This is a genomic window from Mixta sp. Marseille-Q2659 (genome assembly GCF_940807255.1).
GTDB lineage: Bacteria > Pseudomonadota > Gammaproteobacteria > Enterobacterales > Enterobacteriaceae > Mixta.
Genome location: NZ_CALNWY010000011.1, coordinates 53316 through 67910, shown reverse-complemented (window position 1 = coordinate 67910; position 14595 = coordinate 53316). Strand labels below are relative to the sequence as shown.

At 54.2% G+C, this 14595-nt stretch carries 10 protein-coding genes; 3 read left to right on the top strand and 7 right to left on the bottom strand.

All coding sequences use genetic code 11. The annotated features are described in order from the left end of the window. Positions 1-8: 8 nt before the first annotated feature. The 4 genes from P3C52_RS10180 to P3C52_RS10165 form a co-directional block, all read right to left on the bottom strand. Positions 9-914, bottom strand: coding sequence for a glycosyltransferase family 2 protein (locus P3C52_RS10180; RefSeq protein ID WP_275554892.1), 906 nt, complete (start codon positions 912-914; stop codon positions 9-11). A gap of 70 nt (positions 915-984) precedes the next feature. After that, entirely contained in the window at positions 985-3162 is a 2178-nt protein-coding gene (gene wzc / locus P3C52_RS10175) for a tyrosine-protein kinase Wzc (RefSeq protein WP_275554891.1), read from the bottom strand. Between the two features lie 12 nt (positions 3163-3174). Next, complete coding sequence (locus P3C52_RS10170; protein WP_275554890.1) at positions 3175-3609, bottom strand: protein tyrosine phosphatase; 435 nt, start codon at positions 3607-3609, stop codon at positions 3175-3177. Positions 3610-3614: 5 nt separating this feature from the next. Then, complete coding sequence (locus tag P3C52_RS10165; RefSeq protein WP_275554889.1) at positions 3615-4745, bottom strand: polysaccharide export protein; 1131 nt, start codon at positions 4743-4745, stop codon at positions 3615-3617. A gap of 978 nt (positions 4746-5723) precedes the next feature. On the opposite strand from P3C52_RS10165, the gene P3C52_RS10160 reads away from it, so the two are divergent. Beyond that, the gene (locus tag P3C52_RS10160) at positions 5724-7301 is read left to right on the top strand and encodes a TerC family protein (RefSeq protein ID WP_275554888.1); all 1578 of its coding nucleotides are present in this window, start codon (positions 5724-5726) and stop codon (positions 7299-7301) included. Between the two features lie 38 nt (positions 7302-7339). Here the strand turns inward: P3C52_RS10160 and asmA are convergent, their stop codons facing one another. From asmA to udk, 3 genes are read right to left on the bottom strand one after another with little or no spacing between them, the layout of a single operon-like run. Beyond that, on the bottom strand, positions 7340-9160 hold the full coding sequence (gene asmA / locus P3C52_RS10155; RefSeq protein ID WP_275554887.1) for an outer membrane assembly protein AsmA: 1821 nt from the start codon (positions 9158-9160) through the stop codon (positions 7340-7342). Positions 9161-9180: 20 nt separating this feature from the next. Continuing rightward, positions 9181-9762 (bottom strand): dCTP deaminase, encoded by a 582-nt coding sequence (gene dcd, locus P3C52_RS10150; protein WP_038625271.1) that lies wholly within the window; start codon positions 9760-9762, stop codon positions 9181-9183. A gap of 36 nt (positions 9763-9798) precedes the next feature. After that, positions 9799-10440 (bottom strand): uridine kinase, encoded by a 642-nt coding sequence (gene udk, locus P3C52_RS10145; RefSeq protein WP_249891531.1) that lies wholly within the window; start codon positions 10438-10440, stop codon positions 9799-9801. Between the two features lie 325 nt (positions 10441-10765). On the opposite strand from udk, the gene P3C52_RS10140 reads away from it, so the two are divergent. After that, complete coding sequence (locus P3C52_RS10140; protein WP_275554886.1) at positions 10766-11407, top strand: phosphatase PAP2 family protein; 642 nt, start codon at positions 10766-10768, stop codon at positions 11405-11407. 111 nt (positions 11408-11518) lie between these two features. Further along, positions 11519-14497: a diguanylate cyclase gene (locus P3C52_RS10135; RefSeq protein WP_275554885.1), complete on the top strand. Its 2979-nt coding sequence runs from the start codon at positions 11519-11521 to the stop codon at positions 14495-14497. The last annotated feature ends 98 nt before the right edge of the window (positions 14498-14595 follow it).

Genomic DNA, 14595 nt, shown 5'->3' with positions numbered 1-14595 from the left:
GTTTTAAATCACTTCCCCGGAACAATGCGTTTCGCGGTAATAGTGGCTAACTTTTTGAATCTTTCGTTCATCATCGCCATAAAATGGCTGAATTTAATTTTTCCCGACAGCAGCAGTTTTAAATAGATGGCGATCCCTTTCGATTTTTCATTGGAAAGCAGATAGCTGTCGGCAATGATTTTTGCGTAAAATCCGAACCAGATATAACTGGGAACGCGTTTTTTAATGCTCTCCAGCCAGATTAAAGATTTATCGCGCTTGCCATCGGATGAGATACGCGCGGTTGAATCGGAGTCGTCATAAATCGTCAGCGGCAGATCGAGATAGTAGAAGCTGGCGCCTCTTTCCTGCAGACGCAGGGCAAAATCCCAGTCCTGATGCTTACGTAGCTGCGGATCAAACTGCGTTTGTTTGGCGATTGCCGCATCCAGCAATAGCGTGCTGGTTTGAAAATCATTGCCAAGCAGCAAAAATTCCATAATCGAGGGGTACTTACGAAGATCTTTGTTGCGGCGCAGGTGCAGCCCTTCCGGTCGCTTATTATATTTCGCCGTCATACAAACGCGATTTTTACCGGGCTGCTGACGCAGGTAATCCAGCTGTTTTTGCAGTTTTTCTGGCACCCATTCGTCATCGGAATCGAGCAGCGCAATAAATTCGCCGCTGCTGCGCTCAATGCCTTCGTTGCGCGGACGCGTACCGCCGCTGTTTTTTTCCAGCTGGACAAAATGCACGCGCTCATCCTGCACGCCCGCCATCACCGCGGCGGTGTTATCCGTAGACGCATCGTCGACCACGAACACTTCAATATGACGGTAAGTTTGATTCAGGACGCTGTTTAGGGTTTTTAAAATGATGTCGGCACGATTAAAGGTAGGAATAACAACGCTGATTAAAGGCGTAGACTCAGTCATAACATCAGTCTCAATGGATTCGTTTTAAAAACCTTAAAAAGGCCAGCCGCGAACGGCTGGCGCTACTGTTTTATGGCTTGGTCGATTCGTAGCTGTAGTGGTAATAGCCGTAGCCGTAATAGCTGGCGGCTTTCTTCACTACCAGGTTCAGAATGGCGCCTTTAATTTCAATGCCGTTCTGCTCAAAGCGGCGTACGCTCACTTCCACTTCTTTCACCGTTGATTTCTCAAAGCCGGCCACAACCATGCTGGTACCGGCCTGCATACCAATAATGGCAGCATCGGTAACGGCCAGAATCGGCGGCGTATCGATAATCACGATGTCGTACTGTTTCTGCACGCTCGCCATCAGGTCGATAAACTTCTGGCTCATCAGCAGTTCAGACGGGTTCGGCGGCAGCTGTCCACGCGGGATAAAGTCGAGACCGCTGACGTTGGTTGGGCGAACAGCCTGCTCCAGTGTGGCCTGATTCGACAGCAGATCGGACAGGCCATGACGGTTATCGCTGTTAAACACCTCATGGGAATAGCCTTTACGCATATCACCATCGATAAACAGCACGCGCTGGCCTGACTGCGCGACCACGGCGGCAAGGTTGGTGCTGATAAAGGTTTTACCAATCGCCGGGCTGGTGCCGGAAATCATGATGATATTGTTACGCGCATCCAGCATCGCGAAGTGCATGGTGGTACGCAGGCTGCGCACCGCTTCAATCGCCAGGTCAGCCGGGTTCGCCAGCGCCAGCAGCTCGCCGCCACGCAGTGCTTTCTTGCCCTTCTCTTTGCTCAGGGCGGTCAGCTTGCGATCGCGCTGCTGCTGCCATTCGGAAATCGGAATGCTGGCATAAACGTTGATACCGCTGTTTTCCAGCTGTTCCGGGCTTTCGATGCCGCGAATCAGGATGGTTTTCATCAGCACGTAGATGGTGGAGACCAGCAGGCCCAGCACCAGCGATACGGCGATGATAATGGCGGAACGCGGCGCGATAGGTTTGTTCAGCACCAGGGCCGGGTCAACGATACGCACGTTACCGACGGTGCTGGCTTTGTTGATGCTCAGCTCTTGCTGTTTGTTCAGCAGCTGCATGAACACGGCCTGGCCGGCATCGACATCACGCGTCAGACGAATAATTTCCTGCTGGGTGCGTGGCAGCGCTGAAACTTTGCCTTCAAGCGACTTTTTCTCGTCCTGCAGCGTCTTACGCTTTTCTAACAGCGTGCGATAAGCCGGATGCTCTTTGGTATAGAGCTTAGAGATTTCCGCCTCACGGAAGGTCAGCTCGTTCAGCTGGTTATCCACGTTTACCATGGTATCCAGCATCGACTTGGCTTCCAGCGTCAGATCGACTGAGTCATTTTGCTGACGGAACGCGTTCAGCCTGTTCTCAGCGTCATCCAGCTTCTGGCGAACTTCCGGCAGCTGATGATCGATAAAGTTGAGGCTCTTTTGCGCTTCCTCGGATTTACGTTCAACGTTCTGCAGCAGATAGTTTTCCGTGATAGCACGCAGCGTGTCCTGCGTTTGCTGCGGATCGGTGCCGTTCAGGGTTAAGGCCAGCACGCCGGTATCTTTACCCTGATCGACCACGCTCAGACGGCCTACCAGGTCGTTATAGGTCGGCAGGTAGCCATTTTTCTGAACGGTAAAGCTATCGCCAGGACCGGCATTGGTATCGGAAACAAGGATTTTCACCTTGCCCTGCGCCGCCATCTGGCCCACTTTGCCTTTTACCAGCTCGCCATCGTCGCTGGAGAGCGTAAAGGTATTGTTTTCACCGATTTCAAGCACCAGTTTGGCGCCAACCAGTTCCGGCGGCAGCTCCAGACGGGAAACGGCGATTTTTTTATCATCGTTGCCCATCAGGCGCGCCCAGCCAGCGCCGACGATTGGCAGGTATTTCGGCGTAACCGTGGTTTGCAGGTTCAGATCTTCAATGGTTTTACCCAGCACCATCCTGGACATAATCAGTCCAATCTGGGCATCTGAAACGGGTTTGGTATCCGGCATCAGATTAGAGATTTGGCTCATCACCAGGCTGCCCTGGTTCTGTTCCACCTGCACCAGGGCGTCTGCCCGATAGACCGGCGTCGCCAGAATCGAGTAAATAACACCTATTACTGCGAATAGCGCGGTTACGCCAATAATAAGCCAGCGATGATCGATAATTGAACCGTATAAACGGGCTACATCGATTTCATCTTTGGCATCTGCAATTTTCTGCGAGCTATCTGATTTTTTATTGACCATTATTATGCCTGATTATCGATTTAATGCGTGGGCCCATTTCTGAGCGGCGTTATCCAATAAAAGGTATACAGATTCAAAAGCCTCTATACTTTTTCGATATGGATCCGGGATTTCACGACCGTTACACCAATGACCGAAGAGCATGGTTTTGCCACGAACTTCTGGGGCAATATTGCTGATGTCATTGATATGCTTTTTTTCCATCACCAGGATCAGATCGTTTTCTCTGCACATGGCTGAAGTGATTTTCCGCGCGCGGTGTCCCTCCAGCGAGAGGCCATTTTTCTCTGCTACCTTGATCGCGTTTTCGTCTGCCGGATAGTCAACCAGAGCGCCTAATCCTGCCGATTCAACTTTCATATCCGGGCAATAGCGTTTTATTAGCCGCTCGCCGGTTGGCGAACGGCAGATATTGCCCACACAGACGATGAGAATTGAATTAAACATATTCATCACCAGTTTTTGATGTCGTGGGCCGAATCGATACCGTAACGAACGCTGTTGATGGTTGGCAGTAACTGGTTGATAACGCGGTTCCAGCGGGTAAGCGGAGTCGCGGTGACATAGACGATGTCATACGGTTGCAGCTGGAATTCGGTGCCCAGCACCATCGCTGTTGCATCGGAAGTATTCAGCTGGTAAACGTTGGCGATCTTGCCGCCCTGCTGGCGGTTCGGACGAATAACGAAGACGCCGGTCGCATTAGAAACTTCCTGATTCAGACCTTCAGCATTGCCTAACGCTTCCGTCAACGTCATGCCGCTGCGATCCATTTTCAGGGTCTGCTGACGAGTTACTTCACCCATCACAAAGACTTTCAGTTCATCATTACGCGGTACATAAAGGATATCGCCTGCATAGAGCAGACGGTTCTGAGTCAGATCGCCGTTCTGCATCAGCGCCTGCAGGGAAATACGCTGTTCGCGTCCGTTGTGAGTCAGGATCACGTTGCGCCAGTCGGCGTCAGCCGCCAGGCCGCCCGCGGCGTTAATGGCGTCCAGCACGGTTAGCGGGATATTGGTAATTTCCTGTTTCCCCGAGGTGCCAACTTCGCCGGTGACATAGGCTTTTTGCGATCGAAATGCGGCGATATTGACATCAACCTGCGGGCTTTCGATATAGCTGGCCAGGCGGTTCTGAATTTCAGTGCGCACCTGTTGAATAGTTTTGCCGACAACTTTAACTTTGCCGATATAAGGGTAATAGATGGTGCCGTCGGAATGTACCCAGTTGCCGGTGTCGCTGGCGCTGCGGTACTGGCCGGCTGGCGTCGTCAGTTCCGGGTGATCCCAGACGGTGACGCTCAACACATCGCCGACACCAATACGGTATTCATAGTTAGCAATTTCCTGATCGAGCAGCGGGTTCGGCTGCGCAACAACTGGCTTGCTGCGCAGTTGCTCAACCAGCATTGGCGTGAGTGGATAGACGTTAACCATTTTATTGATGTCATAGTCAGCATCCTGCTGCTTAATCACATCTTTACCGCTGGTAGAAACATTTTGCCCTGGGACTACAGTACAGCCACTGATAAGTGAGATGGACACCAGTAACGGAGCCAACTTAAGTTTCGTTTTCATCATTGAATTATCATCACTATTGCTGATTTATTGTCTAAAGCGGTGTGTGTCGCCGCAAAAAAAGTTCATGAATAAACGTCAATTCACGACCAATCTGCCCTAACTATTGCTGTTCCGTCATGAGATGTTTGCCCCTCGTTTTATATAAATGTTCCTGCCGCTAAAGCCGCTCTGTGTACGCCCGGTAAAAACAGAAGCGACCCGCTGTCATGCAATTCAGGCAATGATGGTCAAGCCTGCTGACCGAATCGGCGTTATTTCCGCCCTGAGTTCCGGTAATGACGTCCGAATCGGGCCTTGCGATGGATTACACTATTCTGTCGTATTTATTTAGCATTAGTCTTAAAACAACAGAAAATTATAAATTACTCTTGACGCGCTTATTTGAGGCAGCCCACCAGAGTTTAAGCACGCTACCGCCCCTGGCTTTCAGCTACCAATGCTGTTAAATCAGAAACAGTGCTATTTGAGGCGTGTAAATCGAACGGCTTTATATCTTTCATAAAGCAACAAGAGATAGCGCTTTAATCTGAGCGCAGCAGATTAGCCGCATCAATTATCTCGGTTCGATCACATAAGTTATGGCTAGATTTTTATACTATTGACTGGTTGTGACAAGCGTGAGTAAGCAGATCCATAGCACTTTCAGAATAAGACTAAAGAATATAAAAAATAATCCCTTTAATTCAATAAGTTAACCCAGTAAGACCTTTCTTTCTTTTCCAGATAATTCCGGCTTGATAATAACTTTTATTACGTGATGCGAATATCAGATGTTTATTTAGCCAGCAAATGTTAATAATCGCCCTTCACTACGCCCCGCCAAATTTCAATATGAAAAACTAATATCACGCGCATAATGGGCGAGAAATAAGGCCTGCGCATTTTTTATTTAGGATTTATCTCAGGTAATATTGCGTTTTCATTATTCAGATTCCATCATTTGCTCTGGTAAATAAACAATAAAAGGTAAAACAGGGTATGGAATGGATCGCCGATCCGTCAATTTGGGCCGGGCTGGTTACGCTAATCGTGCTGGAACTGGTGCTTGGCATCGATAATTTGGTCTTTATCGCTATTCTGGCGGAGAAATTACCGCCAGCGCAGCGCGATCGTGCCAGGGTCACCGGCCTGCTGCTGGCGCTGATTATGCGGCTGGTGCTGCTGACCTCTATATCCTGGTTAACCGGGTTAACGCGTCCGTTATTTACGCTCTTCTCTCATGGCTTTAGCGCACGCGATCTGATCATGCTGGTTGGCGGGCTGTTTCTGCTGTTTAAAGCCACCATGGAGCTAAACGAGCGGCTGGAAGGCGGCAACGGCGATGAGAAGCCGCAAAAACGCGGCGCGCGTTTCTGGCCGGTGGTGGCGCAAATCGTGGTGCTGGATGCGGTCTTCTCGCTTGATGCGGTGATAACCGCTGTCGGCATGGTAGATCATCTGCCGGTGATGATGGCGGCGGTGGTTATCGCTATTTTCCTGATGATTCTGGCCAGCAAGCCGCTGACCCGTTTTGTGAACGGCCACCCAACCATTGTGATTTTATGCCTGAGCTTTCTGCTGATGATCGGCTTTAGCCTGATCGCAGAAGGCTTCGGCTTCCATATTCCGAAAGGCTACCTCTATGCCGCCATTGGCTTCTCTATTTTAATCGAGAGCTTTAACCAGCTGTCGCAGTTTAACCGCCGTCGCTTCCTTTCTTCGACCATGCCGCTACGCAAGCGCACCGCAGAAGCGGTGCTGCATCTGCTGCGCGGCCAGACCGCCGAAGCCGATTTAGATACGGAAACCTCTTCGCTGGTGGCGGACGCTCATGAGCAGGGTGCGGTCTTCAATAAGCAGGAACGCCAGATGATCCTGCGCGTGATGGGCATGGCGCAGCGCAGCGTCAGCAGCATTATGACGTCACGCCACGATATTGAGCATGTTGACCTGAGCGATACGCCTGAAAAAATCATGGCGCAGCTCGATCGCAATCAGCACACCCGCATCCTGATTACCGAAAACGGCAGCGAGCCGCTCGGCGTGGTGCATGTTATCGACCTGCTGCACCAGTCGCTGCATCATCATTCGCTCGATCTGCGCGCCCTGATCCGTCAGCCGCTGGTGTTCCCGGAACAGCTCACGCTGCTGCTGGCGCTGGAGCAGTTCCGCAGCGCGCGGACCCACTTTGCCTTTGTGGTTGATGAGTTCGGCTCGCTGGAAGGCGTGGTTACGTTAAGCGACGTGATGGAAACCATCGCTGGTAATTTACCTAACGAAAGCGAGGAGCTGGATGCGCGCTATGACATTTTCCAGTGCGAGGACGGCAGCTGGATAGCCAACGGCCATATGCCGCTGGAGGATTTGATGATGTATATCGAGCTGCCGCTGAATGAAAAGCGTGATTATCACACCATCGCCGGTCTGCTGATGGATCAGCTACAGCACATTCCGCAGCCGGGCGAGGAGCTGCAGCTTGGCGATTATCTGTTCCGCACCTTAGAGGTCGAAAGCCATCGCGTGCATAAGGTGAAGATTATTCCGCTTTATCAGCGCGACCCCGACTACGAGGCATAAAAAAAGCCGCCTGCTTAGCGGGCGGCTTTTATATCAGCTCAGCGGGGCGAAGCACCCTGCTGATGACGCTGCGACCAGTTCTCAAGGCGGGTTTTGGCTTCATTTTCCAGTCGCTGACGCAGCAGCTGATCCACCTGCAGGTTATATTGCAGATTATCCCAGCCGCCATAAATACGCAGCGGAACCGCCGTCTTCTGAAGGGCGGCGATTAGGGCATTTTCACCTTTCCAGCCGCCGGTCACCTGTACGCCGAAGTTAATATCACACTGACGACGCGCCATATCGATCTGCCCTTCACCGCCTAACGTAAAGCGCGCGGCGCTGCCCTGCAGGTTTTTCAGCGTCATTAATCCGTTATTTAACGTAGCCTGCGCCTGCAGCTTGTCGAGATGCGTTTCATTACTGTTGCCGCTCTCTTCATCGCTGCTGACCCGATCGCTGTTACGGCCAACGGCGCGCTGTACCAGCTGCGGGAAGTTCATGCCGATAATGCGTGCGGAAGCCAGCGCCATATCGGCATTACCGCGCCAGTGACGATGGAAATCATCCACGCTCAATCCGTTGCCGCTCAGGTTACCCGTTAAGCTCAGCTGGCCGTCCAGCGTCGGCGGCAACGCAAAAGCGTGCAGCAACGGCGCCAGCGCAATGTTATTCAGTACCGGACGCAGCGCGGCCTGCGCTGGCTGCTGGCGCAAATCCAGCGTGCCGGGCAATGAGAAGGTGCCCTCCCCTACCTGACCGCTTAGCCGGGCAAGCGTCACCAGGCCCTGCTGGTTTTGCGCGTCAATCGCCACCTGTTGCAGATCCATGCCGCGCCAGCGCAGCGTATCAACCTGCAGCTTCAGTTCCGTCTGCATGGCGTTCAACGGATGATCGATATAGCTTTTGGGCTCGGCAATAACCGGTGGGCGGCTGCGATTGGCGTTAACCGGCGCAGCGGCATCTGCCGTTGTCCCTGTCGGCGGCGTCAGGCCCGCCAGCGCATCCAGGTCGAGGCGCGGCGAGCGCAGATCGATATTGACCCGCGGCGCATTGCCCAGCTTACCGCTGATGGCGCCGTTCAGCTGGCTTTCGCCCAGCGTCAGCGCCACGTTTTGCAGCGAGAAGCGCTGGCTGTCGTCCAGCCACTCCGCCTGCAGGCTGCCTTTACCCTGCAAGCCTGCGGCCGGTAAACCCGGCCCCTGAAGCTGCCAGCTCAGTTCATCGATTTTGCCGTTCACGCGATGGGGATATTCCGCCACGTTCATTTCGCCGTTCAGCGACAGCTGTAATTCACGCTGATCGCGGCTGACGCGCGTCGCCAGCGACAGCGTCGCCTCGCGGCGGCTGTCCTGCGTCAAAGAAAGGTTAAGATCGCGGAAGTTAATCTCTTCGCCCTGCGGCTGCTGCCAGATCAGCAGGCTGTCCGCCACTTCGAGATTGTTAATATCGAACGTCCAGCCTCTTACCGGCTCAGAAGGCGCGGAGTCGGCTGGCCCTACCGGCGCATCATCAGGACGTTTGGCGGCGCTGTCCGGCGTCAGACGAATCACCGCATTTTTCAGCATCACCTGCTTCACGCTGAGCTGATGCGAAAGTAAAGGAAGGAGATGGACATCCAGGCGCATGTTTTCCGCCATCACCACCGGCTGCTGCGCGCCGGGCGCGGTCACCGACATACGTCCGGCAAGAATGCTGAGCTGCGGCCAGACATGCCAGCGCAGATCGCCTTCAAGGCGCAGCTGATAGCCGCTACGCTGTTCAACCTGCTGCACCATGTAATTGCGGAAATCGTTCGGGTTAACCAGCAATACCAGCGCTGTCATTCCTGCTACGACCACGACGAATAATATTGCCAGCGTGGTAATTAATCGTCTCACCCCATCCCCTGTTCAGGCAGTTAGTCTTTATCGATCCTGCTGGCGACCGCGCCCTGCTGCCCTTTGTATTTTGCATCTTCACGACGGTTATACGGGCGGGCGGCGGGGCCGGACAGCGGTTCGAAGCTTAGCGCGCCAATCAGCATGCCGGGGCGCAAGGCTAACGGCAGCTTACCTGAATTATAGAACTCCAGCACAATTCGGCCCTGCCAGCCCGGATCGATACGGTGCGCGGTCACGTGAACCATCAAGCCCAGACGCGCCAGCGACGAGCGCCCGTCCAGCCAGCCGACCAGATCGTCAGGCAGCGTCACCGATTCCAGCGTGACCGCCAGCGCCAGTTCGCCCGGATGCAGGAAAAAGGCTTCTCCTTCCGGCAGCACGATTTCATCGCTCATCACGCGATCGAGCGCGGCGCTGACCTCATGCTTCGGGCCGCTGAGATCGATAAAGGCGGCGGTATGACCGCGAAAGGTGCGAAACTGGTTGCCCAGCCGCACATCGACGGTGGCGCCGTTAATGCGTTCCACCGGCGGACGCGGCGTAATCGCCAGTTTGCCGTTATCGAGCCAGGCTTCAATATCGCGGTCGCATAATCTCATCGCCGTTTACTCCTCTTCCTTCGCTTGCTGACGGGCCTATTCAAAGAACTGGTTGATTTTCGCTTTCAGAATATCGATGGCGATACGGTTTTTGCCGCCGCGCGGCACGATGATGTCCGCATACTGTTTCGACGGCTCGATAAACTGCAGGAACATCGGACGCACGGTTTTCTGATACTGCGCCATTACCGAATCCATCGAGCGACCGCGTTCGTTAACATCACGCTTCATGCGGCGCATCAGGCAGATATCCAGCGGCGTATCGACAAAGATTGAGAAGTTCATCTCTTCACGCAGGCGGGCATCGGTTAACAGCAGGATCCCTTCCAGAATGATCACCTTCTTCGGCTTCAGATGAATAGTTTCCTGCGTGCGGGTGTGTTCAACGTAGCTGTAAACCGGCAATTCAATATGCTGGCCCGCTTTCAGGGCCTGAAGATGGTGCAGCAGCAAATCATGATCCATCGCGCTGGGATGGTCATAGTTAGTTTTAATTCGCTCTTCCATCGTCAGGTGGCTTTGGTCTTTGTAATAACTGTCCTCAGGAATCACGCCGATATGCTCATCGCCCACCTGCTCGCGAATTTCGCGATAGAGCGTACTGGCAATTAAACTTTTTCCTGATGCGGATGCGCCTGCGATACCTACAATGACGCATTGGTGAGACTTGTCAGTCATAAAATTAAAGACCTGATAACTGTGTGACGTGGCGCCGAACGATGTTGAAACATCATCCTTAGCTTCAGTCAGATATTGGGAGGATTAACTGGCGGCAATTATAGGGAGATCGCTGATGCGATGCCAGAAAAAAGCAGCCTGCCCGCTGCGGGAAGCCGACGCACTGTGCGGAATGCACGCTTTTCAGACTTTCTCCTTTGGCGCCGCGTCCTTTTCACCGATAAACTGCAGCCTGCGATCCAGCTCTCACTTTTCTGTGACAGCGTAGCGACGCCCCCTTACGCCGGAAGGCGGAGGGTATACAAATAAAACAGAAAGGTTGGCTATGTCCTGGAGAACGATTACCTATTTTGGCGACAGCATGTTGCTGATCCCCACAGCAATCCTTATCGCACTGATCCTGCCGTGGAAAAGCGATAACCGACGCACCTTCTGGTTCTGGCTGCTGGCCTTCGGCCTGGCGGGGCTGGTGGTAAGCGTCTCGAAAATCCTGTTTATGGGTTTTGGCATCGGCAGCGCCCGCTTCAATTTTACCGGCTTCAGCGGCCACAGCGCGATGTCGGCGACGCTCTGGCCGGTAATGCTCTGGCTGTTATCGGGCCGCCTGCCCGCATTCTGGCGCGGTGTGGCGGTGACCATCGGTTATATGGTGCCGCTGCTGGTCGGCGCTTCCCGCCTGGTGCTGCACGCCCATTCGAAAAGCGAAGTCGCCAGCGGTTTGCTGTTGGGCTTTACCCTCAGCACGCTGTTCCTGGTTAGCCAGCGCCATACGCAGCTGAAAGGCTTTTCGCTGACGCAGTTAAGCGCGGCGCTGGTTCTGCCGCTGGTGATTATGAGCCACGGACGTATCGCCACCACGCAAAACTTCCTTGAACATCTCTCCGCTGATATTGCCGGGCTGGAAAGGCCCTGGACGCGTGCCGATCTGTTAAAACAGCGCGATCCTGGCTATCAATCGTTTGAATAGCGTCATGATTTCCAGGGTTGTTGATGGGTCACTTTTTATCCCTTGTGCTAGCATCACGGTAGTGATCTAACGCCTGCCCGGCAAGAGCGGGCAGGCTAGCCGGACTTTTGGATGACAACCGATACGCTTTCCCCAGGGCATCACACATTCGCTTTTTTCAGGCCCGCTTTATTGCTGGGCCTGTTCTGCTTTATCGCCACGCTTTTTTGCCTGGCGCTCACGGCGCTCGACCATAAAATTGCGCCGATCTGGTACGCCTCCACAATTATGGCGGTGGTGACCTTCCGCAACCGCGGATCCCAGCGCGCGCTGCTGCTGACAGCCTGCCTGGTCGGTACGCTGTTGGCCAACATTATTATTTTCGGTCTGGGCTGGGCACAGTTCGCTTTTGCCGGTATCAGCCTGAGCCAGGGACTGCTGAGCGGGCTGCTGCTGCGTAAAGTGATTAGCCAGTACGATCCTCTCGACTCGCTGGTGAGCTGGAGCAAAGCGATCATTATCGTCGGGATACTCGTACCGCTGCTGGGCGGCCTGGTCGCGCTGTGGCTGCATCACGCTTTCGGCGGTCACGCGAACCTGCTTTTTTATTACACATGGGTGCTTTCGGAAGTCATCGGAATGTTGGCGCTGGGGCCGGTTTGCCTGCTGTGGCAGCCGCGCTATTTCCACCTACGGGCGCAACAGGGCGCGCTGACGGAGGCGCTGGTGGCGCTGGCCGCCTCGCTGCTTATCTCCTGCCTGGCGCTGCGCTTTTTGCCCTGGCCGTTCGCCTTTATGATCGTCATTCTGTTTTGGGTTGCGGTACGCCTGCCGCGGCTGGAAGCGTTTTTCATTTTCTTCGCCAACATCTCATTGATGGCACTGATGCTGGCGCTTCAGGTGATTGAACTGCGCGGCGCCACTACCTCTTTTATTATTACCCCGTGGCTTCCTTTTCTGCTGGTGCTGATCCCCAACCATGTCATGACCATGGTGATGCACGCTTTCCGTGAGGAAAAAAAGCATATCAGCGAAAGTGAAGAGATTAACCGGCGGCTGATGGAGCGTATTACGCTGGCCAACGAAGCGGGCGGCATTGGCGTCTGGGAATGGAACGTCACCACGAATGAGATGAATTGGGACAGGCGCATGTTCGCTATTTATGAGCTGGATTCCAGCGACCGCCCAACCTATGCGTTCTGGCTTAGCCGCCTGCTGCCGGAAGATCGGGAGATGGCGCAAGAGGCGGTACGCCGTACGCTGGAAGAAAACGCGCCTTTTAATCTGGCGTGCCGCATTGTGACCCGTCACGGTATTCGTTATATCCGCTCGCAGGCGGACAGTCAGCCGGGCGCCGACGGCAAAGTTGCCCGCCTGCTGGGCGTTAATCAGGACATTACCGAACTGCGGATGCTGACCGAAGCGCTTTATCAGGAAAAAGAGCGCATGCTGATCACCCTTGACGCCATCGGCGAAGCGGTCATCAGTACCGATGAGGAGATGCGCGTTACCTTTATGAATCCAGTGGCCGAGCAGATGAGCGGCTGGACGCAGGAGCAGGCGACGGGCAAACCGATCGGCGAGATTTTACGTATCACCCACGGCGCGCACGGCCCGGAGATGGAAAATATTCTGCGCGGCAATCTGCCTGCGATGACCACCGTAACCGATCTCGATCGCGATCTGGTGCTGCATAATCTTTCCGGCGATCAGTTCGCTATCCATTACAGCATGACGCCGTTGAAAACGCTGGCGGGGGAAAATATCGGCAGCGTGGTGGTCATTCAGGATGTCAGCGAATCCCGTGAGATGTTAAAGCGCCTGCACTACAGCGCTTCGCACGATACGCTGACGCGGCTGCCCAATCGTGCCAGCTTTGAGCATCAGCTCAAACGGCTGTTGCTCTCAGCCAGCGACCAGCGCCACCAGCATGTACTGGCCTTTATTGACCTGGATCGCTTTAAGGCGGTTAACGACAGCGCCGGTCATGCAGCGGGCGATGCGCTGCTCTTTGAGCTGGCCGACCTGATGATTCATCTGCTGCGCAGTAATGATTTCCTGGCGCGTCTCGGCGGCGATGAATTCGGCCTGTTGCTGCCCGACTGCGCGCTAAACGACGCGCGCAATAGTGTAGAACGGATCGTCAACGCTATTAATGACTATCGCTTTTTGTGGGAAGGCAAGCTGTATCGCATTGGCGCCAGCGCCGGCCTGACGGTGATTAACGCCCAAAACTGCCAGAGTAGCGACGTGATGGCGCAGGCGGATCTGGCCTGCTATAACGCCAAGCATAACGGGCGCGGTCAGCTGTCGGTTTATGAAATGCGATTCCCGCAGGAGCCGCCGCTTGAGCTGACCCAGGAAGAGATCGTTAAACTGATCGATCAGCCGCTGCACTGGCTGGCCTGGGCGGTTTCCGCGCCGCCGAAGCCGCTGTCGGCTAATTTCCATCTGTTGCAGCCCAGACTGCGCAACGCGCAGGGGCAGGAAATCGATATTGAAGATTTCCGCGCCGCGCTGCACGACGAGACGCTCTATCTGGCACTCGACCGTGCGCTGATCGACAGCTTTTTCAGGCTCTACGCGCCCGGCATCGCCCGTAAAGCACTAAATGTGTTTTTACCGCTGTCGGCCGAGAGCCTGCTTCATCAGGCGTGGCTGGATGAATTTTTGGCGCAGCTTACCGCCAGCGCGCTACCAGCTAAGTTGTTGATTATCAGTCTGGAAACCCGCGAGCTGTTAACTAACAGCGAGGCGCTGACGCCAACCCTGATACGTTTGCGTCAGCATGGCTGTCGCATTTTGCTACGCGGTTTTGGCCGTAATCTCGACGCTTTCGAACAGATGCCCCATGAACAGATCGATTTTATCCAGCTGGCGCCCGATCTGACCGTCAACGTCCATAGCAGTCTGATGGATGAAATGCTGGTCTCTATTATTCACGGCCAGGCGCAACGGTTAAATATCGCCGTGGTCGCCGGGCCGGTTGATCTGCCGGTGGCGCTGGCAACGCTGACCAGCATCGGCATCGATGGCGTTTGGGGCAGCGCGGTTAAAGGCTGCGAACCGCTCAACGCCCTGCTGGAAAACAGCTTTTTCGCCATTAAATAAGCGTCGGCTCGCCGCTGTCGGCTACGCAACGCGTGAAACATTTGCCAGCCCTAATTGGCTCCGGTAATGTCACCCCCTTTTTTCTGAAGGGGGGAGAT

What these genes read in the sequence shown, in the direction of transcription:
- P3C52_RS10180 (WP_275554892.1), bottom strand. Translation starts at nt 914, where the DNA reads ATGACTGAGTCTACGCCTTTAATCAGCGTTGTTATTCCTACCTTTAAT.
- wzc (WP_275554891.1), bottom strand. Translation starts at nt 3,162, where the DNA reads ATGGTCAATAAAAAATCAGATAGCTCGCAGAAAATTGCAGATGCCAAA.
- P3C52_RS10170 (WP_275554890.1), bottom strand. Translation starts at nt 3,609, where the DNA reads ATGTTTAATTCAATTCTCATCGTCTGTGTGGGCAATATCTGCCGTTCG.
- P3C52_RS10165 (WP_275554889.1), bottom strand. Translation starts at nt 4,745, where the DNA reads ATGATGAAAACGAAACTTAAGTTGGCTCCGTTACTGGTGTCCATCTCA.
- P3C52_RS10160 (WP_275554888.1), top strand. Translation starts at nt 5,724, where the DNA reads ATGGAATGGATCGCCGATCCGTCAATTTGGGCCGGGCTGGTTACGCTA.
- dcd (WP_038625271.1), bottom strand. Translation starts at nt 9,762, where the DNA reads ATGAGATTATGCGACCGCGATATTGAAGCCTGGCTCGATAACGGCAAA.
- udk (WP_249891531.1), bottom strand. Translation starts at nt 10,440, where the DNA reads ATGACTGACAAGTCTCACCAATGCGTCATTGTAGGTATCGCAGGCGCA.
- P3C52_RS10140 (WP_275554886.1), top strand. Translation starts at nt 10,766, where the DNA reads ATGTCCTGGAGAACGATTACCTATTTTGGCGACAGCATGTTGCTGATC.
- P3C52_RS10135 (WP_275554885.1), top strand. Translation starts at nt 11,519, where the DNA reads ATGACAACCGATACGCTTTCCCCAGGGCATCACACATTCGCTTTTTTC.